General features: G+C 67.9%; 17 protein-coding genes. 3 read left to right on the forward strand and 14 right to left on the reverse strand.

All coding sequences use genetic code 11. The annotated features are described in order from the left end of the window. The first annotated feature begins 283 nt into the window (after positions 1-283). Positions 284-2224, forward strand: a complete 1941-nt coding sequence (locus tag MSPGM_RS05190) for a heavy metal translocating P-type ATPase (protein WP_261926189.1) — start codon at positions 284-286, stop codon at positions 2222-2224. Positions 2225-2331: 107 nt separating this feature from the next. Here the strand turns inward: MSPGM_RS05190 and MSPGM_RS05195 are convergent, their stop codons facing one another. The 9 genes from MSPGM_RS05195 to MSPGM_RS05235 form a co-directional block, all read right to left on the reverse strand. Beyond that, positions 2332-2655 (reverse strand): ArsR/SmtB family transcription factor, encoded by a 324-nt coding sequence (locus MSPGM_RS05195; protein WP_003599379.1) that lies wholly within the window; start codon positions 2653-2655, stop codon positions 2332-2334. A 428-nt stretch (positions 2656-3083) separates the two neighbouring features. Then, entirely contained in the window at positions 3084-4064 is a 981-nt protein-coding gene (locus tag MSPGM_RS05200; protein ID WP_003599380.1) for an ABC transporter ATP-binding protein, read from the reverse strand. 8 nt (positions 4065-4072) lie between these two features. After that, positions 4073-4912, reverse strand: coding sequence for a nitrate ABC transporter permease (gene ntrB / locus MSPGM_RS05205; RefSeq protein ID WP_003599381.1), 840 nt, complete (start codon positions 4910-4912; stop codon positions 4073-4075). A gap of 4 nt (positions 4913-4916) precedes the next feature. Further along, entirely contained in the window at positions 4917-6278 is a 1362-nt protein-coding gene (locus MSPGM_RS05210; RefSeq protein ID WP_003599382.1) for a CmpA/NrtA family ABC transporter substrate-binding protein, read from the reverse strand. Between the two features lie 165 nt (positions 6279-6443). Continuing rightward, a complete protein-coding gene (locus MSPGM_RS05215) occupies positions 6444-7778 on the reverse strand; it encodes an FAD-dependent oxidoreductase (RefSeq protein ID WP_003599384.1) in 1335 nt (444 codons plus the stop codon). Next, positions 7775-8968 carry an acyl-CoA dehydrogenase family protein gene (locus MSPGM_RS05220; protein WP_003599386.1) on the reverse strand — a complete coding sequence of 398 codons (1194 nt, stop codon included), beginning with the start codon at positions 8966-8968 and terminating at the stop codon, positions 7775-7777. The genes MSPGM_RS05215 and MSPGM_RS05220 overlap by 4 nt, the downstream gene beginning before the upstream one ends. 59 nt (positions 8969-9027) lie before the next feature. Next, complete coding sequence (locus MSPGM_RS05225; protein WP_012252811.1) at positions 9028-9579, reverse strand: OsmC family protein; 552 nt, start codon at positions 9577-9579, stop codon at positions 9028-9030. Between the two features lie 212 nt (positions 9580-9791). Next, positions 9792-11396, reverse strand: coding sequence for a sigma-54-dependent Fis family transcriptional regulator (locus MSPGM_RS05230; protein ID WP_012752248.1), 1605 nt, complete (start codon positions 11394-11396; stop codon positions 9792-9794). 369 nt (positions 11397-11765) lie between these two features. Next, positions 11766-12782, reverse strand: coding sequence for a GlxA family transcriptional regulator (locus MSPGM_RS05235; protein WP_003599392.1), 1017 nt, complete (start codon positions 12780-12782; stop codon positions 11766-11768). A gap of 50 nt (positions 12783-12832) precedes the next feature. Between MSPGM_RS05235 and MSPGM_RS05240 the strand changes: the two genes are divergently transcribed. Beyond that, positions 12833-13537 (forward strand): DJ-1/PfpI family protein, encoded by a 705-nt coding sequence (locus MSPGM_RS05240; protein WP_003599393.1) that lies wholly within the window; start codon positions 12833-12835, stop codon positions 13535-13537. Between the two features lie 74 nt (positions 13538-13611). Here the strand turns inward: MSPGM_RS05240 and MSPGM_RS05245 are convergent, their stop codons facing one another. The 4 genes from MSPGM_RS05245 to MSPGM_RS05260 all read right to left on the reverse strand — a co-directional run bounded on the left by MSPGM_RS05245 (position 13612) and on the right by MSPGM_RS05260 (position 17704). Continuing rightward, the gene (locus MSPGM_RS05245) at positions 13612-15180 is read right to left on the reverse strand and encodes a cation acetate symporter (RefSeq protein WP_003599394.1); all 1569 of its coding nucleotides are present in this window, start codon (positions 15178-15180) and stop codon (positions 13612-13614) included. Between the two features lie 10 nt (positions 15181-15190). After that, the gene (locus tag MSPGM_RS05250) at positions 15191-15487 is read right to left on the reverse strand and encodes a DUF485 domain-containing protein (protein ID WP_003599397.1); all 297 of its coding nucleotides are present in this window, start codon (positions 15485-15487) and stop codon (positions 15191-15193) included. Between the two features lie 108 nt (positions 15488-15595). Next, on the reverse strand, positions 15596-16705 hold the full coding sequence (locus tag MSPGM_RS05255) for a carbon-nitrogen hydrolase family protein (RefSeq protein WP_003599399.1): 1110 nt from the start codon (positions 16703-16705) through the stop codon (positions 15596-15598). Positions 16706-16807: 102 nt separating this feature from the next. Then, on the reverse strand, positions 16808-17704 hold the full coding sequence (locus tag MSPGM_RS05260; protein WP_003599402.1) for a LysR family transcriptional regulator: 897 nt from the start codon (positions 17702-17704) through the stop codon (positions 16808-16810). Positions 17705-18369: 665 nt separating this feature from the next. Between MSPGM_RS05260 and MSPGM_RS05265 the strand changes: the two genes are divergently transcribed. Next, positions 18370-19074 carry a sigma-70 family RNA polymerase sigma factor gene (locus MSPGM_RS05265; RefSeq protein WP_003599403.1) on the forward strand — a complete coding sequence of 235 codons (705 nt, stop codon included), beginning with the start codon at positions 18370-18372 and terminating at the stop codon, positions 19072-19074. A 485-nt stretch (positions 19075-19559) separates the two neighbouring features. Here MSPGM_RS05265 and MSPGM_RS05270 read toward each other — a convergent pair whose 3' ends face one another. After that, the gene (locus MSPGM_RS05270; protein WP_012252820.1) at positions 19560-19856 is read right to left on the reverse strand and encodes a helix-turn-helix domain-containing protein; all 297 of its coding nucleotides are present in this window, start codon (positions 19854-19856) and stop codon (positions 19560-19562) included. Positions 19857-19964: the final 108 nt, after the last annotated feature.

Consider the following 19964-nt stretch of genomic DNA (forward strand, 5'->3'; position numbering starts at 1 on the left):
TAATCTAACGTGAAGAGGGAGACGCCTGACGATCCCCGGGACGGCGGAGCGGGTTTTGCTTCACACAGGTGCGCGACAACCAGCGCATCGCTGCCGAGTCCGATGCGAGCGTCCGCTGGCATGCTCAACTCCCGTAGGCCAGCGGCAGCCTGCTGCGCGAGCTCGATGCGACGTCAGACATCGAGCGGAAGCCCGAGGCCAAGGCCGCAACGCTGGCGCTCTCCGGAACGGGGGCATGCCCCCATCTTGCCTCGGCCGAGCTGGTCGCGTTTGATCGAGTCGCATGCCTGTTCCAGCGCTCATCGACGCGACCCGCCCAGGATCTACGACCGCAAGAGGCGAGCCGGCTGCGGATGGCGGCTGGTGGCGACAAGCGCTGCATCGGTGGCAGGCGGCACTTCCGCTCGCGGGGCTCTGCGCCGGGTTGGCCGCACAGGCGCTCGGCGCGCCGGACTTTGCCTTTTGGGCCTGGACCGTCCCGACCCTGGTCGTGCTCGCCAGTCTTGTCCGTGAGGTCGTCACGAGCCTCCTGAAGGGCGATGTCGGCCTCGACCTCGTCGCGCTCCTTTCGATGAGCGGCGCCATCGCACTCGCGCAGCCCCTTGCCGGCGTCGTCATCGCCCTGATGTACGCGGGCGGCCAGGCGCTCGAAGCCTTCGCCGCGGGACGCGCGGCCCGGGAGATGACCGCGCTGCTGTCACGGCAGCCGCACACCGCGCATCGCGAGGACAGCGCAGGCGTGCACGAGGTGCCCATCGACGCGGTCGTCCCAGGCGACCGCGTGCTGGTCCGGGTCGGCGATGTCGTCCCCGTCGATGGGCGCGTCGTAGCCAGTCGCGCCGTGCTCGACCAAGCGAGTCTCACCGGCGAGGCGCTGCCCGTCATCCACGAAGCGGGAGGCGCGGTGCTCAGCGGCTCCGTCAATGTCGGGACACCCTTCTCGCTGTTGGCCGAGCGCCGGGCAGCGGAGAGCACCTATGCGGGTATCGTTCGCCTGGTCGAGGCCGCACGCGAACAGAAGGCGCCGATGGTGCGCTTGGCCGATCGCTACGGCCTCGCCTTCCTCGCCGTCACCCTTGCCCTCGCCGGCGGCGCCTGGGCGGTCACGCAAGATCCGCTGCGCGCCCTCGCCGTCCTCGTGGTCGCGACGCCATGTCCGCTCATCCTCGCGGTTCCGGTCGCCCTCGTCTCCGGCCTGTCGCGGGCGGCCGCGAGCGGGGTGCTGATCAAGGGCGGGGGCGCCCTGGAGACGCTGGCCGAGGTCAGCGTCCTCGTGGTCGACAAGACCGGTACGCTGACTCATGGCACGGCCCATCTCTCGGCCACCGAGGCCTTCCCGCCGTTCGGCGAGGCAGAGGTGCTTCGGCTCGCCGCCTCCCTCGATCAAGTCTCCGCGCATCCGACGGCGCGGGCTCTTGTCGACGAGGCCCTGGATCGGCGGCTCGACCTCGCGCAGCCGGAACGTGCGGAGGAGATTCCGGGGGAAGGGGTGACGGGCTCGGTCGAGGGCGCCTCGGTCACGGTCGGGGGGCCGCGCCTGATGCACAGGATGGGGCTGACCTTCCCGGCCGAGGAGCCGCCGGTCGCGACGAGCGGTGCGGCGGCGACGGTGCTCGTGGCCGTCGATGGCCGCCCGGCGGGCAGGCTGCACCTGACGGACCCGCTGCGGGCGGACGGCGCCGCCACGCTCACGGCCCTGCGGGCCTGCGGCATCCGGCGCATCGTGCTCGCGACGGGCGACCGGCGCCCGATCGCGGAGGCGCTTGTGGCCAAAGCGCCCGTCGATGCCATCGCCGCCGACCTCGATCCGGCGGACAAGACCGCGGTGGTGGCGGCCGAGCGGGCGCGAGGTCCCGTGATGATGGTCGGGGATGGCGTGAACGACGCCCCCGCGCTGGCCGCGGCGGATCTCGGTGTGGCGCTCGGCGTGCGAGGCGCGGCCGCAGCGGCTGAGGCCGCCGACGTGGTCCTGCTCGTCGATAGCCTCGCCCCGCTTCCGGGCGCGATCCGCATTGCCCGTCGAGCCAAGTTCATCGCCCTTCAGAGCGTGTGGGTCGGCCTCGGATTGTCGCTTGCCGGAATGGTCGCCGCAGCCTTCGGCTACCTGACGCCGCTTCAGGGCGCGCTGCTGCAGGAAGCCATCGACGTCGCGGTCATCCTCAACGCCATGCGGGTGCTGGCTCCAGGGCCGGCTGACGCAGAGCCCGAAACAGCGGCGGCTTGATACTGTTCGCGTCCAACCCGTACGGCTCCGGCGACCCGCGGGTGCGCCAGGAGCCCGTATGCGTCAGCGGCGGCGCTGGGAGCGGAGGGGTGCGGTGCCCGACACGCTCAGCCGATCTCCGGGCAGAAGATGTCCTTCAAGGTCGCGAGCAGCCGGGCGACCCTGGGGTCCTCCACTCGATAGTACAGGGTCTGGCTCTCGCGCCGAAACGCGACGAGACCGTCCTCACGCAACTTGGCGAGGTGCTGCGACAGGGCCGATTGGCTGAGATCGACCGCCTCGCTGAGGCTCGTCACGTCCATCTCACCGCGGGCGAGCAGCAGGCACAGGATGAGCAGGCGCTTCTCGTTGGCAAGGAGACGCAACAGGCGCGCGGCGTCGGCCGCCTTGTCCTGGAGGCGCAGCAGATCGGTCGGCGTAACGGCATCCACAGGCTAGCAGTCCATAACGTTAGATCCACCTTGTTTAGGTAGTTCTAATATACTTTCAGCGAGCCGTCTCAATGCGCTCCGATCCCGATGTGAATTTCGGTCCAGGCGAATGACCACAGCATCCGGCCGTGTGCCTCAGCGCTTCCGAACCACGGTTTCACATCCGGTTCGCCTCAAACTTCAACAGCGGACCTGAGCGCCAGCCGTGGATCGGACCGACAACTGCAGTGCCGCCGCTGGCGGCGGGCTAGAACCCGCATCAGAGCCTCGAACAACTCCTTCGCAATCCAGCGCCGGAACCGGCCGTCGATTGTGCGCCAGGACTTGGCACGCAGGCGTCGCATCCAGACGATCCGGTGGATCGGCTCGCTCCGGGAAGCGGGCTCGCTGATGCCAGGGAGCCGACCCGCGAGGGGCCGGCGCCGGGATCAGGCTCGCCGGGCCGGCGGCTCGGCGGCGATTGCGGCGGCGTCCGCCTCGCTGAGCGAGGGGCGCACCACCGGTGGATGGCGGGGGTCGTAGCCCTCGGGCATGGCGTCCCGCAGGGTGCGGGAGCGGGTCACGAGGAAATCGATCAGGTGGTTGCGCAAGGCGTAGTAGCCCGGCGCGTGGTGAAGCTGGGTGCGGTCGCGGTTCTTGGGCAGCGGGTTCTCGACGATCTCGGCGACCTTCGCCTCCGGACCGTTCGTCATCAGCACGATCCGGTCGGCGAGATAGATCGCCTCGTCGACGTCGTGGGTGATCATGAAGACCGTCTGCCCGGTCTCGACGCAGATCCGGCGCACCTCGTCCTGCAGCGTGCCGCGGGTGAGCGCGTCGAGCGCCGAGAACGGCTCGTCCATCAGCAGGATCTTCGGTTCGATCGCCAACGCCCGGGCGATGCCGACGCGCTGCTTCATGCCGCCCGACAATTCCGACGGACGCTTGTGCTCGGAGCCGGCCAGTCCCACCGTGGCAATCGCCTTGCGGGCGCGTGCCTCGATCTCGGCGCGCTTCGCCTTCCGCCAGCGCGAGGACACCGCGTAGGCAACGTTGCCGAGCACGCTGCGCCAGGGCAGCAGGGCGTGACCCTGGAAGATGACGGCGCGGTCGAGGCTCGTGCCGGTAATGGCCTGCCCGTCGACGATGACGACGCCCTCGCTCGGTGCATCGAGCCCGGCGAGGATGTTGAGCACCGTGGTCTTGCCGCAGCCGGAATGGCCGATCATGCACACGAACTCGCCGCGGCGCATCGGCAGCCACAGGTTCTCGAAGATCGTTGTGGCCTTGCCGCCCGGCGCCGGGTAGCGCCGAGCGATCCCCTCGATGGAGATGAATTTTTCAGACGTCGACATGCGGCTGGTCCCGGCATCAGCCGTTTGGGAAGCGGAGCGGCGGGCGCGCCGCGCGAACGGAAGGAGCGTGCTCATGGGTCGCTTCACTCCGGGAAGGTGACGAGGCGCTGCGCACGCGCCAGGAGCTGGTCGAGGACCATGCCGACAAGGCCGATCACTAGGATCGAGGTGATCACATTGGTGATCGAGAGGTTGTTCCACTCGTTCCAGACGAAGTAGCCGATGCCGGTGCCCCCCACGAGCATCTCGGCGGCCACGATCACGAGCCAGGCGATGCCGATCGAGATGCGCATGCCGGTGAGGATCGTCGGGGCCGCCGCCGGCAGGATCACCGTGAAGGCGCGCCGGACCGGGCTCACCTCCAGGGTTCTGGCGACGTTGAGCCATTCCTTGCGCGTGCCCGCGACGCCGAAGACTGTGTTGATCAGCATCGGCCAGATCGAGCAGATGAAGATCACGAAGATCGCCGACAGGCTCGAATCCTTGATCGTGTAGAGGGCGAGCGGCATCCAGGCGAGAGGTGAGACGGGTTTCAGGATCTGGATGTACGGATCGAGCGCCCGGCTCATCAGCGGCGACATGCCGATGAGGAAGCCGACCGGAATTGCCACCAGCACCGCGAGGCCGTAGCCGAGCGCCACGCGGCCGATCGAGTAGGCGAGCTGGATCCCGATGCCCTTGTCGTTGGGCCCCCGGTCGTAAAACGGATCCTTCAGGTGTTTCCAGATCGTCGCCCCGACATCCAGCGGGCCGGGCATGGCCGACTTGCCCGTGGTGGCCGCCTGCCCCATCAGGGCGGCGTATTCCGGGTCCATGGCCTCGGTGCGGGCGGTACCGCTGACCGCGATCTGCCAGCCGAGCAGGATCAGCGCGAGAAGCGCGAGGGAGAGGACGCCGGCGCGCAGCGAGAGCGTGCGTTGCATGGCTCTAGCTCGCACGCTTGATCTTGAAGGAGTCGAGGTATTCCTCGGGCTTGGCCGGATCGAAGGTCTTGCCCATCACCACGAAGGTCTTGGTGGTGGCCTCCGGCGGGGTCAGTCCGTCCTGCTGCATCAGCTTGGCGGCGTCGGTGGCGCGGTAGACCTGTTTTGCGACCGCCGCGTAATCGACATCGCCCTTGATCTGGCCCCAGCGCTTCATCTGGGTCAGCGTCCAGATCGCGAAGCTCTCGTAGGGGAAGGGGTCGAAGGCGACCCTCTTGGGGTCCTTCTTCACGCTGCCGAGACCGTCGGCATAGGTGCCGGTGAGGACCTGCTCCACCACAGTGAGCGGCTGGTTGAGGTAGTTCGCGGGCGCGATGGCGGCGGCGATCTCCTTGCGGTTCTCCGCTTTCGAGGCATAGGCGGTCGCCTGGAGGATGGCGCGCAGCATCGCGGCCGTCGCGTTCGGCATGTCGCGGATCGTGTCCTGTGCCACCGAGAAGGAGCAGCAGGGATGCCCGTCCCAGATCTCCTTCGACAGGATGTGGATGAAGCCGACACCGTCATAGACCGCGCGCTGGACGACGTTGTCGGGCGCGAGGAAGCCGTCGATGTTGTCGGCGCGCAGGTTCGCGACCATCTCGGGGGGCGGCACCGAGCGGAGCTGCACGTCGGTGTCGGGGTCGATCCCGTGCTCGGCGAGGTAGTAGCGCAACAAGTAGTTGTGGTTCGAGTAATCGAACGGAATCGCGAGCTTGAATCCTTTCCAATTCTTCGGGTCGCGATTGTCTTTGTGCTTATTCGCGAGGCAGATTGCCTGCCCGTTGACGTTCTCGATCGCCGGCACGGCGAACGGAACGGGGTTCGATCCGAGCCCCATCGTGATGGCGAGCGGCATCGGTGCCAGCATGTGGGCGGCGTCGTATTCCTTGTTCAGGGTCTTGTCGCGCACGACCGCCCAGCCGGCGGTCTTCACGACATCGACGTTGAGGCCCTGCTTTTCATAGAAGCCCATGGGCTTGGCCATGATGATCGGCGTGGCGCAGGTGATCGGAATGAATCCGATCTTGAGGTCGGTCTTCTCCGGCTTGCCCGCTTCGGCGAAGGCCTCGGCCACGAATTTCGTCGGTAGGAACTGGCTGACGGCCGCCGCCGCCGTCGCGAGGCCGACGCTGCGCAGGAAGGCGCGGCGCTCGGCCTGATGCGGAAACAGGGCCCGCATCATCGTCGCCTCGACGGCCCGCTCGATCGCGGCGTCCCCGCTCGGCAGGGCCGCCTCGTGCGCGGCCTGGGACGCGTGCGAACCGCAGGAGCAGCCGCCGCGTGCGAAGCGGCGTTTGGCATCGAAGGGTTTGTCGAACGGGGCCATCGCGGTCTCCGGCAGGGCAAGTAAGAATTTCTCAGCAACAGTCGCGCCAACCGCTGGAATTTTTTATTCCTGCTTTTGGGCCAGCGACTTGCCGCCTATGCGGGCGGCTCGGTCGGTTCTCGCGCCTTCGACAATGTCGATCCTTTGTCGACATTGTCGGCAGGCTCAGGCCGCGAGCCAGGCGGTGACTTCGCCGCCCTGCCGCTGCTCCATCGCGAGCCGGTGCTCGCTCTCTTCGACGACGTGCCAGGGGCGGTCGGCGACGGGGGTGCCGTGCAGCGCGATCGGCGCCGAGCGGGTCTTCAAGCGGATGACCGGGGCGGCGTGCGCGTAGCCCGGATGAGCCCGGCCGAGGATCGCGTGCGCGATGACCGCGGCTTGGCGGGCGATGGGCTCGATGAAGCGGCAGGGCCGCCCCGCGATGCTGATGCAGTCGCCCAATGCGAAGATGTCGGGCCCGCTCGTGCGCAGGGTCGCCGGATCGACGACGATGCCGCGGTCGAAGGCGAGGCCCGCTCCCCGGACGAGGCGCGAGGGCGTGGCGAGGCCGGTCGCAGCGATCACGGTCGCGGCGGCCAGGCTCGTCCCGTCCGAGAGGGCAAGCGCGACGGTGCCGTCCGGCCGGCGGCTCAGACCACTCACGAGGCTCTCGCCCCGGTAGCGGACACCCACGCCTTCGAGGCCCGCCAGCAGGCGCCGTCCGGCCTGCTCCGGCAGGAGTTCGGGCAGCGGCAGCGCCTTGGCCCCGAGAAGCGTGACGGCATGTCCGGCGCGGGCCAGGTCCTCGGCCAGTTCGCAGCCGACCATGCCGGCACCGATCACCGCGACCGTGCGGGGGCCGCGGGCGAGCTCGGCATGGAGCGACGACCACGCGGCAAGGTCGTTGATCCGCCAGCACAGGGCGAGGTCGAGGCCGTCCAGCAACGCTGGCCGCGCCCCGTGGGCGAGGACGAGATGGGTGTAGGGAAGCGTGCCGCGCGTCGTGCGTAAGGTGTGGCGCTCGGGCGAGAGGCCGACCGCGACCGTGTCGGCCATCAGGCGCAGGGACAAGCGTGCCGCCGCCGCTTCGCCCGTCTCACGGCGGAGCGCGTCGGGTGTCAGGCCGCGTCCGAGGGCCACCGAGAGTTCCGGCTTGTGGTAGAGGCTGCCGTCGCACGCGCTCACCAAAGTGATCGGCAACTCCGCATCCTCGGCCCGGATCGCCTCGGCGACGCTCCAACCGCCGATTCCGCCGCCGACGATCACCACGCCGGGCCGGCGCTGCGGCACCGTCGGGGCCGGCACCGGCGCGACAGGCGCACGCCGCTGATAGGGCTCGAAATCCAACTTGGTGACGCCGCAGATCGGGCAGGCCCAGTCATCGGGAATGTCGGCGAAGCGGGTGCCGGGCGGCAGGCCGCTATCGGGGTCGCCCTCGCCCTCGTCGTAGATCAGGCCGCAGGCCCGGCAGAGGAAAAGCTGCCAGGGGCCGAGGCCGTCGGTGGGCTCAGGGAGGCTCATGCCCGGCTCCCTTCCGTCACGGTGGGCAGAGTCTCCCGCGACAGCCGGGCCATCTCCCAGCGCAGATGCTTGATCGCGGGGGTAACGATGGCGACGAAATGCGCCTCGCGGATCCGGCGCTGGGGCGCGGCCGACATCAAGTAGCCCCGGGCGCCCTGGTGCAGCAGCGACGATTGCGAGGCGCGCAAGGCGAGTTCGGAGACCTGGGTGCGGGCGTCGAGAACGTCGATCAGGTAGTCGGTGGAACCGTCGAAGGGCGTCTCGGCGAGCCGCATCACGCGGGCGCGCAGCTCGGTGAGTTCGGCCGCGATGGCGTCGGGCCGATCGTCGAGGAACTGATTGACGTGGCCCAGCGTCTCCTCGACCGCCAGCATGGCATCGAGGCTCCCTTCGGCCACGCCGAGGCCCATGCCGCATTGAAGCAGGATGAAGGCGCCGCGGATGCGTCCGATGAAGGGGCGTGCCGGATCGGCGATGAGGTCGTCATGCCCGACGAAGAGATCGTCGAGCCGAACACCCCAGGTGCTGGTGCCCTCCATGCCGGAGAAGTGCGGGCAGGGCCGCAGCTCGGCACGGTCGCAAGCCAGCACGAACATGATCTCGTGGCTGATCGTGTCGTTGGCGCCGACGACACCCGCGATGGCGCCGCAATACTGGCCCGGCCCGATATGGCTGACCCAGGGCAGCATGCCGCTGACCCGGTAGCCGCCGGGGACGCGGCGGGCGCGCAGCAGGATCGGCTCGATCCCGGCGAAGGCCTTCATCGGGTTGGAGAGCGCCGTGCCTCCGAAGCTGCGGCCCGCGGCGTGATCGTCGAGCACCGCGCCGGTCAGGGCCGCATTGCCCGACTGCTCCAGGTACAGGCCGCACACGTCGTGGCACCACATCAGGAAGCCGGTGGCGCCGCAGGCCCGGCTCGCCGCCTGCATGGCCGCCACCGAGAGGCCGAAGCGCCCCCCGTGCCGGTCGAGATGCACGGCGAGCGCGCCCACGCCGCCGAGCCGGCCCAGGATCTCGAGCGGGTAGGCGCCGCGGTCGATCTCCGCCGCCGCGGCGCTTAACGGACCATCGGCGATGGCCTTCGTTCCGGCGAGGACGGCCTCGTCGGTCCAATCGGGGCGGTTCGGCGTGGCAGGCGGCACCGGCCCGACGGAATCATCCGCCGGCCGCAGAGCGAGGGCGCTCGACATCGTGCAGTCTCCTCAAGGATCGGGGAAGGCGGCGGGACCGTTCGGTCCCGCCCTGCGGGTCAGCCAGCCAAGCCGATCTTGAAGGCGATCGGGTTTCGCATGGAGTTGGCCACCGGCGAGTAGACATTCGCGTGGCGCACGATCTCGTCGAGTTCCTCACGGCTCGCATCGCCCTCGATGGTCACGGCCACGCGGATTTCCTGGAATCCCATATCCTCCGGCCGCTTCTCGGCGCCGCCCGCGCCCCAGGCGGCGGGGTTGCCGATATCGCCCTCGAGATGCAGTTCGAGGCGTGAGAGGCGCACCTGTTTCCAAGTCGCGACGGCGGTGATGCCGACCGCGAGGCAGCCACCGAGGGCCGAGAGCACGATCTCACCCGGCGCCGGCGCCGTGTTCTCGCCGAACAGGTGCAGGGGCTCGTCCACCACGACCGGCTGGTGGTCGCCGACATAGCTGAGGGTGCGGTACTGCCCGTCGACGACGGTGTGCACCTTGTTGGTGCCACGCGAGCCGGGATTGCAGCGGCCCTTCTCGGCGAACTGCATCAGGCCGTCCCGGTCGATCGGACGCAAGTAAGTGGTGACGGTGGTGGGGGCGGCGCTCGCGCTCATCGGCAACTCCTGTTCGTGCCCTGCCCCCGTCTTCGTCGGGGCCGGCTCGGAGGGACTTGCGCAAAGCGGGTGCCAAATCGGACGCCCATGCGACTATTTCATATTGCTGATATTTTACAGTGCTTTATCGCAAATCTGTGAACGTCCCCTCCGGACGAAACGTCGATGAATGTCGACACTTTGTCGACATTGTCGGGTTTGGCGGAGGCAGGTCAGGGTGCCGGCTGGAGCTTGCGCCAGCGATAGGAAAATTGGCGTTCGGTGAGCCCGAGGCGCTGGGCCGCCCGCGTTTTATTGCCGCCGGCCTGGGCCAGGGCCATGCGCAACTGTTCGTGGCCGTGCGAGTCGGCCGGCAGATAGGGGCGCACGGTGCCCATCGCGCGCAACGCCGCTTCCCGTTCGGGCGAGAAGAACGGGGCCGAGGCGGGAGCGAGCAGCGGGGGCGCCGTGACGACGGCACCTTCGAGCATCGGACGCACGTCCTCGGCGTCCAAGACACCTTCGCTTGCCAGCAGCACGAGCCGCTCGATGAAGTTGGCGAGCTGGCGGATGTTGCCCGGCCAGGACTGGCGGGCGAGATGCGTGACCGCGCCCTGGGTCAGGTTGACGTTGCGCTGGTTGTTCTGGTTCGCCTGGGTGAGGAAGTGCAGCACCAGATCGGGGATGTCGCTGCGCCGCTCCGCCAGCGGAGGCAGGGTGATCGGCACGACGTTGAGGCGGTAGAATAAGTCCTCTCGGAAGCGGCCATGGGCGACCTCGGTGGCGAGATCCCGGTTCGTCGCGGCGACGAGGCGCATATCGACCCGGATCTCGCGCTTGCCGCCGAGGCGTACGACCGTCCCCTCCTGAAGTGTGCGCAGCAGCTTGGTCTGGAGGACCGCCGGCATCTCGCCGATCTCGTCGAGGAAGATCGTGCCGCCGCTCGCCTGCTCGAACCAGCCGGCCCGCGCATCGACGGCCCCGGTGAAGGCGCCGCGCTCGTGCCCGAACAGCTCGGATTCGAACAGGCTGTCGGGGATCGCCGCGCAATTGACCTTGATGAAGGGCCGGTCTCGGCGCGGACTCGCAAGGTGGAGCGCCCGGGCGAAGAGTTCCTTGCCGGTTCCGGACTCGCCGAGCAGCAGCACGCTCGCGGTCGCGCTCGCGACCTTCTCCACTTGGGCGAGGGCGCGCAGCAGCGCGGGCGAGGTTCCGATGATGCCGTAACGGGCGCGCTTGATGCGCAGCTCGCGCGCCAGCATGTCGTTGTGTTCCTCGAGCGCCCGCGTCTTCTGCTCCACCCGCTCGTTCAGGGTCAGCAACTGGCTGACCATCGTGGCGATGATGCGCAGGATGGTGAGATCGTCCGAGAGCGCCCGCTCCCGGTGGCGGATGCGGTGGCAGGCAATGGCGCCGACCGTCCTGTGATCAACGCGGATCGGCAGTGCCAGGAACGACACGGCGCCGCGGGGAAGCTGCGCCCGCGCCACCGCCCGCCCGAGGAAGGTCGGGTCCTTGTCGATGTCCTGCACGATGATGAGGTGACCGTCCTGGATGACGCGTCCGGTGATGCCCTCGCCCGGCGCGTAGCGGCCCCGAGCGACCTCCTCGCGGGTCAGCCCATAGGCGTAGGCAATGCGGTGTCCCTTGCCGTCGGGGTCTTTCAGGACGATCCGTCCCCGGTTCAGTCCGACGATCTCGGACAGGAGATGAAGCATCTCTCGCGCGACCTGATCCAGGCGCAGGCCCTTGCCGATCAGGTTCATGACCTCCTGGACGAGGAACATCTCCTGCGTACGCCAGTGTGTGCTCGACGCGCCCTTGAGGCTTCCATCCATTCCGCGGCGCACCCCAGGTTCCTGATTGGCGCCTCAGCAACCTGCAAGCTTCGTGCAAAGGTCGGCGCACATCCGAACCAGCTTGTCCCCGGAGACGCGCCGATCAGGCATAAGCAGCCGAAATTGCATGCCCGAAGTTGTATGCCTCTGAGCCCATCTCGATAGGGCAATGCGCTCGGATCCGAGGCCGCTTCGGAATTTAAACGTGGATCGACTGCGCGGAAACGAGGAGTGCACGGTCGATCAAGAAGAATGCGAACGGTTGATCCATTCCTGACCTTGCACCGCCAGCTCCAAGGAACCGCTGGGCGCCAGGGCCGCCCGTCCGCTACGAGGCTCGGGCTCAGGTGAGAGGACGCTCGGCGCGGTTCACGCGAAGGCCTTCATCTGCGGATCGATGCCAAAGCGGGAGCGATAGTCCTGTGGCGTGCTCGCGAGCAGACGCAGGAAGCTTCGGCGCATCGTCTCCTCGGACGCAAAGCCGCAATGGTGCGCGATCCGCTTGATCGGCCGATGGGTCTCCGCCAGCATCTGGCGGGCGGCCTCGACCCTCAGCCGTTCGACGGCTCTGGCCGGCGTAAGCCCGGTCTCCTTGAGGTAATGCCGGCTGAAGCTGCGCTCACTCATCCCCGCCTCCGCAGCCAAGGCCGAGAGCGACAGGTCTGCGCCGAGATTCACCCGCATCCAGCGATGCAGCGCGTCGAAGCGGTCCCCCTCCGTCTGCAGCGACAAGGCCGCGCTGAATTGCGCCTGACCGCCCGGACGCTTGAGGAAGACGACGAGGTAGCGTGCCACGGCCAGCGCCGTCTCACGGCCGAGATCCGCCTCGACGAGCGCCAGCGCAAGGTCGATCCCGGCCGTCACGCCCGCGGAGGTCCAGACGGGGCCGTCGCGTACGAAGATCGGATCGGCCTCCACGCGCACGGCCGGGAAGCGCCGGGCGAAGGCGTCGCAGTACGACCAGTGGGTCACGGCCCGCCGGCCGTCGAGGATGCCCGAAGCCGCCAGGATGAAGGCGCCGGTGCAGACGGAGGCGACCCGTCGCGCCTGCGCGGTGCGCCGACGCAGCCATTCGATCAGTTCGGGATCGCCGGCCGCCGCATCGACGCCGGGGCCGCCGGCAACGATCAGGGTATCGACCGCCTCCGGCATCGGCGTCAGCGGCTCCGCCGCGAGCGTGAGGCCGGCGGAGGACGCGACGGCATCGCCGCTCTTCGCGACCACCCGGAGCCGATAGGGCGGCCCGTCTCCGTCGCGGGCGACATGCTCGTTGGCGGAGGCGAAGACCTGAAGCGGACCGGTGACGTCGAGCACCTGCACGCCCGGAAAGGCGAGCACCTCCACGGACCGCACCGGTTTTGGCGGGAAACGAGGGTTCTTTGGCATCCGCGCCAGAGCCTGCCCGAGTACCCTTCGGCTGTCCACCGGAGGCAGACATGATCCCGCCCGACACTCACCTGGAAATCGGCTCCCTCCTGTTCGAGGGCGTCGACCAGATCGATCTCACCGGCCCGTTCGAGGTCTTGTCGCGCATCCCGAACGCGACCTACCGCGTCTACGGCAAGACGGCCGAGACGGTCCGGGACATTCGCGGCCTGAAGCTGACGCCGGACGCGGCGATCGAGGACGCGCCGCAACTCGATGTGCTGCACGTCCCCGGCGGTTTCGGCCAGGAGGATCTGATGGAGGACGAGGCCGTCCTCGCCTGGCTCCGCCGCCAGGCGGGCGGCGCGCGGAGCGTCTTCTCGGTCTGCACCGGCGCTCTGCTCTGCGGGGCCGCGGGCCTCCTGAGAGGCCGCCGCGCCACGACCCACTGGGCCTCGTTCGATCTGCTGCCCTACTTCGGCGCGATCCCCGTCGACCAGCGGGTGGTCGTCGACGGCACATGGGTGTTTGCGGCGGGCGTTACGGCCGGGATCGACGGCGCCCTGCGGTTGGCCGCGGAGCTGCGCGGCGAGGACGCCGCGAAGGCGATCCAGCTCTACATGGCCTACGCGCCCGAGCCGCCCTTCGACAGCGGCACCCCGGAGAGGGCGCCGCCGGCCATCCTCGAACAGGCCCGCGCCGCGGTGGCGGCGATCACGGAACGCCGCACGGCCACCGCCCGGCGCGTCGCCGCCCGGCTCGGCGTGCAGCCTTGAGCGGCCGACGACCGAACACCTATGGACGGGGCGTCCTTCGACGCCCCGTCCATAGGTAGTCCAGGGCCGAGGGTTCAGCGGCCGGCGTAGGCCGTCCGCGACGCACCGAACATGATCCTCCGGCGCATCTCCTGGAAGGTGCTGTCGGCCGCATCCTCCTTGGTCACGAGCGAGACGCCAATCGCCACCAGGAAGGACAGCGGCATGCTGATGAGGGCCGGGTTCTTCATCGGGACGAACCACCAAGCCTGCGAGACCTCCGCGAGGCTCCGCCCCAGCACATCGACCTGGATCGTGGGGGAGAGGCTGATCAGCAGCAGCGAGGCGAACGTGCCGATCAGGATGCTGGCGACAGCGCCTGCCGTCGTGAATCGCTTCCACGTGATCGACAGCAGCAGGGCCGGGAAGTTGGCGGCTGCGGCGACGGCGAAGGCCAGCCCTGCCATGAAGGCGACGTTCTGGCCCTCGAAGACGATCCCGAGCACCACCGCCAGGACCGCGATGGCGACCGTCGCGATCCGGGCGACGGTGAGCTGCTCGCGCTCCGGGGCATGGCCGTTGCGGACGACGTTGACCCAGAGATCGTGGCAGACCGTGGCCACGCCGGAGAGCGTCAGGCCCGCGACGACCGCCAGCATGGTCGCGAAGGCGACCGCGCAGATGAAGCCGAAGAACCCGTTGCCGCCGACCGTGAGGGCGAGCAACGGTGCCGCCATGTTGCCGCCGCCGCCCGCCTTCGTGACGGCCTCGGGCCCGACGAGGACCATCGCCCCGAAGCCGATGACGAAGACGAGGAGGTGGAACGAGCCGATGATGCCGGTGGCGTAGAGGATCGACATCCGCGCCTCCTTCACATCCGGCACCGTGAAGGCGCGCATCAGGATGTGCGGCAGCGCGGCCGTGCCGAACATCAGCCCGACGCCGAGCGAGATCGCGTCCCACCCGCTTCCCGCGACCTTGGAGCCCGGCTGGAGCACACGCTCGCCGTACTTGTCGGCCGCTGCCGAGAACAGGCGCAGCGGGTTCATCTCGAAATGGGCGAGCACGAGGAGCGCCAGAACGAGACCGCCCAGCGAAAGGAGCACCGCCTTGATCACCTGAACCCAGGTGGTCGCCAGCATGCCGCCGAAGATCACGTAAATGAGCATGGCGGTGCCGACCACGATGACCGAGGCGGTGTAGGGCAGGCCGAACAGAAGTTTGATCAGCGAGCCCGTCGCGACCATCTGGGCGATCAGGTAGAGCAGGATCACGGTCAGGGTGCCGATGGCGGCGGCCATCCGCACCGGGCGCTGCCGCAAGCGGTAGGCGACGACGTCGGCGAAGGTGAACTTGCCCAGGTTGCGCAGCGGTTCGACGATCAGGAACGAGATGATCGGCCAGCCGACCAGGAAGCCGATGGAGTAGATCAAGCCGTCGAAGCCATGCGACGTGATGATGCCGGCAATGCCCAGCAGCGCGGCCGCGCTGAGGAAGTCGCCCGCGAGCGCCCATCCGTTCTGCCAGGCTGTGATCTGTCCTCCGGCGGCGAAGAACTGCTCCGTGGTGCGCGTGCGCCGGGCGGCCCAATAGGTGATGCCGAGCGTCAGCGCCATGAAGATGAAGAAGAACGTGACGGCGAGGGGATTGTTGGCGGCCTGCATGGTTCGCTCCTCAGCTCATGATGCGGCGCACGGCCGGGTCGTAGAACCGGTTCGCCCAGACGACGTAGACCAGACAAAGGACAAACGATCCGACGATCACCCCCGCACCGAGCAGGATGCAGAGCGACAAACCGGGCATGAGGATCGTACCCATCGCAGTCTTGGCGAAGGCGAACATCGTCATGAACCCGAAATACATCGTGATCATCACGAGGCTCAGCACGATCGCCACGCGCGATCGTGTTCGCGACAGTCGTGCGATCGCCTCGGCCTCCTCGCGAGGGGCCACTCTATCAGGTGAAAGCATGCTGCACCTCCGTCCATGCGTGCGGGATCTTGCGAACACTTCCGGGAGGCCGAAGCCTCCGGAGCCAGCGCGGCGTCGCCTTCGAGGCCCGGCCGCGCCCGAACCGTCTCAGTGGCCTGCGCGGCGAAGCGGCGGGGCCGGCGCCGGCTCGCCAAGACCGGGCTGTGTCCGAGCGCCATCCGGATCGAGGGCCTCGAGCCCATCGAAGCCGTCGGCGGCGGCTCCCGACGGCCGGGCGGCCGCGTCGAAGCTGATCGGCTCGCGCGGCGTGCGGTCGACATGGAGGCGGAAGATGTCGAAGCGGTTGTAGTAGCCGACGACGTCGTGGAACTGCTTGGGCTCGACGCAGGCCTCGACGTCGATGTCGGCGTAGACGATCGTCTCGTCCCCCTGGTGCGGCTCGACGACATGGGAGCCGGTGGGGTCGAGGACCATGGACACGCCCGCGGGGGTCCGCTCGACGAGTTCGGCGAGGGCAGCGTCCCCGTCGCAGAGGGTGGCCCTGGCGGCCGCGTCGAGGACGGCGGAGCAGACGATGTTGAACACCTTGGCCTCGAAGGCATGCGCCCCGGCGCGGATCTCGATGGCCCGTTTCAGGTCATAGGCGGCGCTCTCTCCCGGCGGGCGGGTCGGCCAGGCCGGCGGGTAAGTCGAGATATGGACCTGCTCGCCCTGCGCCATCAGCGTGTACCGGGCCAGCGGATTGGTGTTCTCACCGCAGATCAGCATGCCGACGCGGCCGATCTCGGTGCGCGTCACGCGCAAGCCCCGGGCGTCGCCGTTCGCCCAGATGAGCTTTTCGTAGAAGGTCGGCACGAGCTTGCGATGGTGGTTGAGGATCGCCCCGTCGCGGCCGATCAGCACGTTCGCGTTCCACAGGCAGCCGACGCTGGCCTCTGTGCTCTCGCTGAACCCGAGCGAGACGAGCACGCCGTGGCGCCGGGCGGCGGCGCGGACCGCGCCGATCTCCGGGCCGTCCCAACGCACGGACTGGGCCGCGAGGCGCTTGAACAGATCGTGGTTGTGGATCGGCGCCCGTAGGGCCGCCCAAAGTGGGAAGCCCGGCATGTAGCCCTCGGGAAAGACCACGAGGTCGGCGCCCGCGCGGGCGGCCTCGCCGATCAGCGCAACGGCCTTCTCGGCGGAGGCGGTGCTGTCGAGGAAGACCGAGGCGACGTGGCAGGCGGCCGCCTTGAACTTCGGGTATTGGAGGGACATCGGCACGGCTCCTGGAACGGGATGCCGCATTTGCAACAGAGGCCGTCCGCGTCGCGAAGGTGGAAAATCCGCAACGCCCGCTGCATTCTTGCCGTGACCTGCCTAAAACCGGTTCAAGTACGCTGCCTCCTTTGAGAACAGGTCGGCCAGGAAGCGTGTCACGGCGCGGATCCGGCCGGCATACTCGATGTCTTCGTGAACACCGAGATAGAGTTCACGCTGCACCACCACATCGTCCGCCAGGACGGGGATGAGCGCCGGGTTGGTTTTTGCTGAAAAAAGCGGCAGCAGGCCGAGCCCCGCCCCGGCGGCGACGGCCGTCTGCTGGGCGGCCATACTGGTGGAGCGGAAGACCACGTTCGTCGGTTTCAGGACTTCGAGCAGCCAGTGCACCGGCTCGATCGCCACGAGATCATCGACGTAGTCCACGAAATCGTGGTCCTGAAGGTCGGCGCGCGTCGTCGGGCGGCCATGCGTGGCGAAGTAGCGTTCCGCCCCGAACAGGGCCAAGCGGAACTCGCCGACCCGCCGCACCTGGAGGCGCGGGCCCTGGGGCGGCACGAAGGACACTGAGATGTCGGCCTCGCGCTTGGTCAGGTTGATGAGGTGCCGCTCGGTGACGAGTTCGACCACGATGCCGGGCATGGCGGCGGCGAACTCGGCGAACTTGGCCGACAGGTAGAAGGCGGCGATGCCTTCCATGCTGGCCACACGCACGCGTCCCGCGGGCTCGGCTCCATCGGAGAGGCCGAGTTCGTCCGGCACGGACAGCATCTTCTGTTCGATCGCCTCCGCGATCACGAAGAGCTTGTGGCCGGCCTCGGTCAGCAGGAAGCCGTCGGAGCAGCGCTGGAACAGTTTCGTGTCGAGCCCCCGCTCCAACTCCGCAATGCGACGGCTGACCGTCGTGTTATCGACCTTGAGCCGACGCGCGGCCGGCATCAGCCGGCCATGCCGGGCCAACTCCAGGAAGAAGGTGAGGTCGTTCCAATCGAACATGCGGTGATCTGAGGTGAGGCACGGTCCGGGCCAAAGTTCTCCGCCAAGTTTCTCCATCGCGGCAGGGGAAGCAACCGGCTGAAACCTGGCCCGGCGTCGGAGAGCTGCGTGGCCTACTTCGGCCGAAGGAGACCTGATGCCACCTCAATCCGCTTCAGCTCCATGTGAAGAATGGGCTCTTCCTGCTGCCGCGCGGCTGTCCACGGCGGCAGCAGGCCACTCAGCGCACTTACGAGGAAATTACAGCCCCAGCGCAGGCCACCTACCTCAGCGAGCGCGGCCAGCGCTCCGTTTGAATGTCTTGCGTATTGTCGTAGCACGCGAGCGCCGCGCCGCAGTGCACCAGGATGGCGCGGAGATCCTCGACGCAAGCCTCTGCCTCTGCGAGCGTGAGCAATCCGTTGCGCCAGTACGCAGCACCCGATGCAGCCACGACGACGACCGCGAACCGACCATCCGGACAGTCAACGACTCGATACGTCACCGGGCATGTCATCACTTCGACCGTGCAAGCTCTCAACGCTACTCCGAGCGCAACCCCGAACGCGCCGACGGAATGGATCGATCCCCGAGGTTCGCGAGTTAGATGTTCACTGTACGGCGGAAGGAGCTGGCTCAGGCATCTCTCTGCCGCTCGCTCCGAGAAGGAACGTGGGTTGATCGACATGCTGATTGCAAGCGGACTCGGTCCGGTTTGCTCGGATCCGGAAGGGAAAGCGGGAGCTGCCAGGCTGCCCTTCGCGGTGCAGAAGCACATCGGAGCTCAGTTGCAGGCGACTTATCTCGAAATCGTCGTTTCAGGTGCGCCGCAGCATTTGCTTGATCTCACGCGGGTTCTGGAGAGTGCTCTTGCGCCCCTGGCGAGTGAGCGCGACGCAGCCTTTCGCGCGGGGCTCACGGCAGCACTCCCGGCGCTGCAGGTGTTCGCGCAGTCGCTCGCCGGAAGTGCTGCACGGGCCGACGATCTCGTGCAGGAGGCCGTGCTGAAAGCGTGGGCCAATCAGGATCGGTTCGTGCCGGGCACGAATCTGAAAGCGTGGCTGTTCACCATCCTCCGCAATCACTTTTACACCGAGCGACGCAAGCACAGGCGTGAGGTGGAGGACGTGGATGGTGTCATGGCGGGCCAACTGGTTGCGCTGGCGGCACAGGAGCATGGCTCGGACCTTCAGGTCGTCCTGTCCTACATCGCGCGGCTACCTGCCCCCCAACGCGAAGCGCTGCTTCTCGTCGGTGCGCAGGGCCTGACTTACGAAGCGGCCGCGGAGGTCATGGGCTGCCAGACCGGCACGGTGAAGAGCCGGGTAAGCCGTGCTCGCTCCTACTTGATGGAGCGGCTGAGCATGCCTTCCACCAAGGTGCCGGCCTGAACTTCATCTTTCTCCGATTGGCCCAAATCTGCTTCGAACGCCGGATGACGTCGTCCGCGATCAGTGCGGATTCGGGCCGTGTTTCACATTGCGGCTGTCCACGCCTCTTTTAGAGCGGCTGGATACAGCGAAGTCCATAGCTTGAACTGCACGAACGGGCGACGCATGACAGGGCTGGTCTTCACGCTTCCAGCCATCGCTCTCCCTCGTGCCCATGTCTCGCCGCGCGTCGTATCGGATCCTCGAACGCCCTGACGGACGGTTCGACATCGCAGTGACGTTGGCCGGTGGTGGCACGCATTTCCGAGAAGGCTTGTCGACGCCGGCGGAGGTGCAAACCGCTCTGGCGATGCTGCGCGACCTGATGACAGCCTGTGGCGCCGTCCTTGTCGAAGCGGAGACGCTCAGCCTCGCGGCGGAATAGGCGCAGACAGCCAGCTTCCCGCGCGTTTCACGGCAAGATTCGAGCTTGTCTCGACGACGGGTCAGTCGCCGAAGAGGATCTCGAACGTCAGCGGATCGTAGAAGCGCATCAGGCTCTTCACAAAGTCTTTCGCATCCACTCCCAGGGCATCGGCCCAGAGCCGGTACCGGTCCGGGGGCACACGGCCGCGTCCCGTCTCAAGCTGTGAGATGAAGGTGTAGTACTCGGCGCCGACCAGCGCAGCCAACTGTCTCTGTGAGAGACCCTGCTTCTCGCGAAGGTCCTTCAGGAAGCGGCCACCTTCGCGGCGCAATTCCTGCACCTCCTCAGAGCCGAGACGTTGCTGATGGACATACAAATGTGCGGCTCCCGCCAGCGCTCAATTGCGAGAGCGCCGAATGGTACAGTGATTTCCATATGGCGCTCAGACAGCCGATGTCCAGTTGGCATTGCGTCCGATTTTCGA

Source organism: Methylorubrum sp. GM97 (assembly GCF_024347855.1).
Taxonomy (GTDB): Bacteria; Pseudomonadota; Alphaproteobacteria; order Rhizobiales; family Beijerinckiaceae; genus Methylobacterium; species Methylobacterium extorquens.

Excerpts from the sequence above, each read along its gene's own strand:
- MSPGM_RS05190 (WP_261926189.1), top strand. The coding sequence starts at position 284 with ATGCCTGTTCCAGCGCTCATCGACGCGACCCGCCCAGGATCTACGACC.
- MSPGM_RS05200 (WP_003599380.1), bottom strand. The coding sequence starts at position 4,064 with ATGAGCACGCTCCTTCCGTTCGCGCGGCGCGCCCGCCGCTCCGCTTCC.
- ntrB (WP_003599381.1), bottom strand. The coding sequence starts at position 4,912 with ATGCAACGCACGCTCTCGCTGCGCGCCGGCGTCCTCTCCCTCGCGCTT.
- MSPGM_RS05210 (WP_003599382.1), bottom strand. The coding sequence starts at position 6,278 with ATGGCCCCGTTCGACAAACCCTTCGATGCCAAACGCCGCTTCGCACGC.
- MSPGM_RS05215 (WP_003599384.1), bottom strand. The coding sequence starts at position 7,778 with ATGAGCCTCCCTGAGCCCACCGACGGCCTCGGCCCCTGGCAGCTTTTC.
- MSPGM_RS05220 (WP_003599386.1), bottom strand. The coding sequence starts at position 8,968 with ATGTCGAGCGCCCTCGCTCTGCGGCCGGCGGATGATTCCGTCGGGCCG.
- MSPGM_RS05225 (WP_012252811.1), bottom strand. The coding sequence starts at position 9,579 with ATGAGCGCGAGCGCCGCCCCCACCACCGTCACCACTTACTTGCGTCCG.
- MSPGM_RS05230 (WP_012752248.1), bottom strand. The coding sequence starts at position 11,396 with ATGGATGGAAGCCTCAAGGGCGCGTCGAGCACACACTGGCGTACGCAG.
- MSPGM_RS05235 (WP_003599392.1), bottom strand. The coding sequence starts at position 12,782 with ATGCCAAAGAACCCTCGTTTCCCGCCAAAACCGGTGCGGTCCGTGGAG.
- MSPGM_RS05240 (WP_003599393.1), top strand. The coding sequence starts at position 12,833 with ATGATCCCGCCCGACACTCACCTGGAAATCGGCTCCCTCCTGTTCGAG.
- MSPGM_RS05245 (WP_003599394.1), bottom strand. The coding sequence starts at position 15,180 with ATGCAGGCCGCCAACAATCCCCTCGCCGTCACGTTCTTCTTCATCTTC.
- MSPGM_RS05250 (WP_003599397.1), bottom strand. The coding sequence starts at position 15,487 with ATGCTTTCACCTGATAGAGTGGCCCCTCGCGAGGAGGCCGAGGCGATC.
- MSPGM_RS05255 (WP_003599399.1), bottom strand. The coding sequence starts at position 16,705 with ATGTCCCTCCAATACCCGAAGTTCAAGGCGGCCGCCTGCCACGTCGCC.
- MSPGM_RS05260 (WP_003599402.1), bottom strand. The coding sequence starts at position 17,704 with ATGTTCGATTGGAACGACCTCACCTTCTTCCTGGAGTTGGCCCGGCAT.
- MSPGM_RS05265 (WP_003599403.1), top strand. The coding sequence starts at position 18,370 with ATGCTGATTGCAAGCGGACTCGGTCCGGTTTGCTCGGATCCGGAAGGG.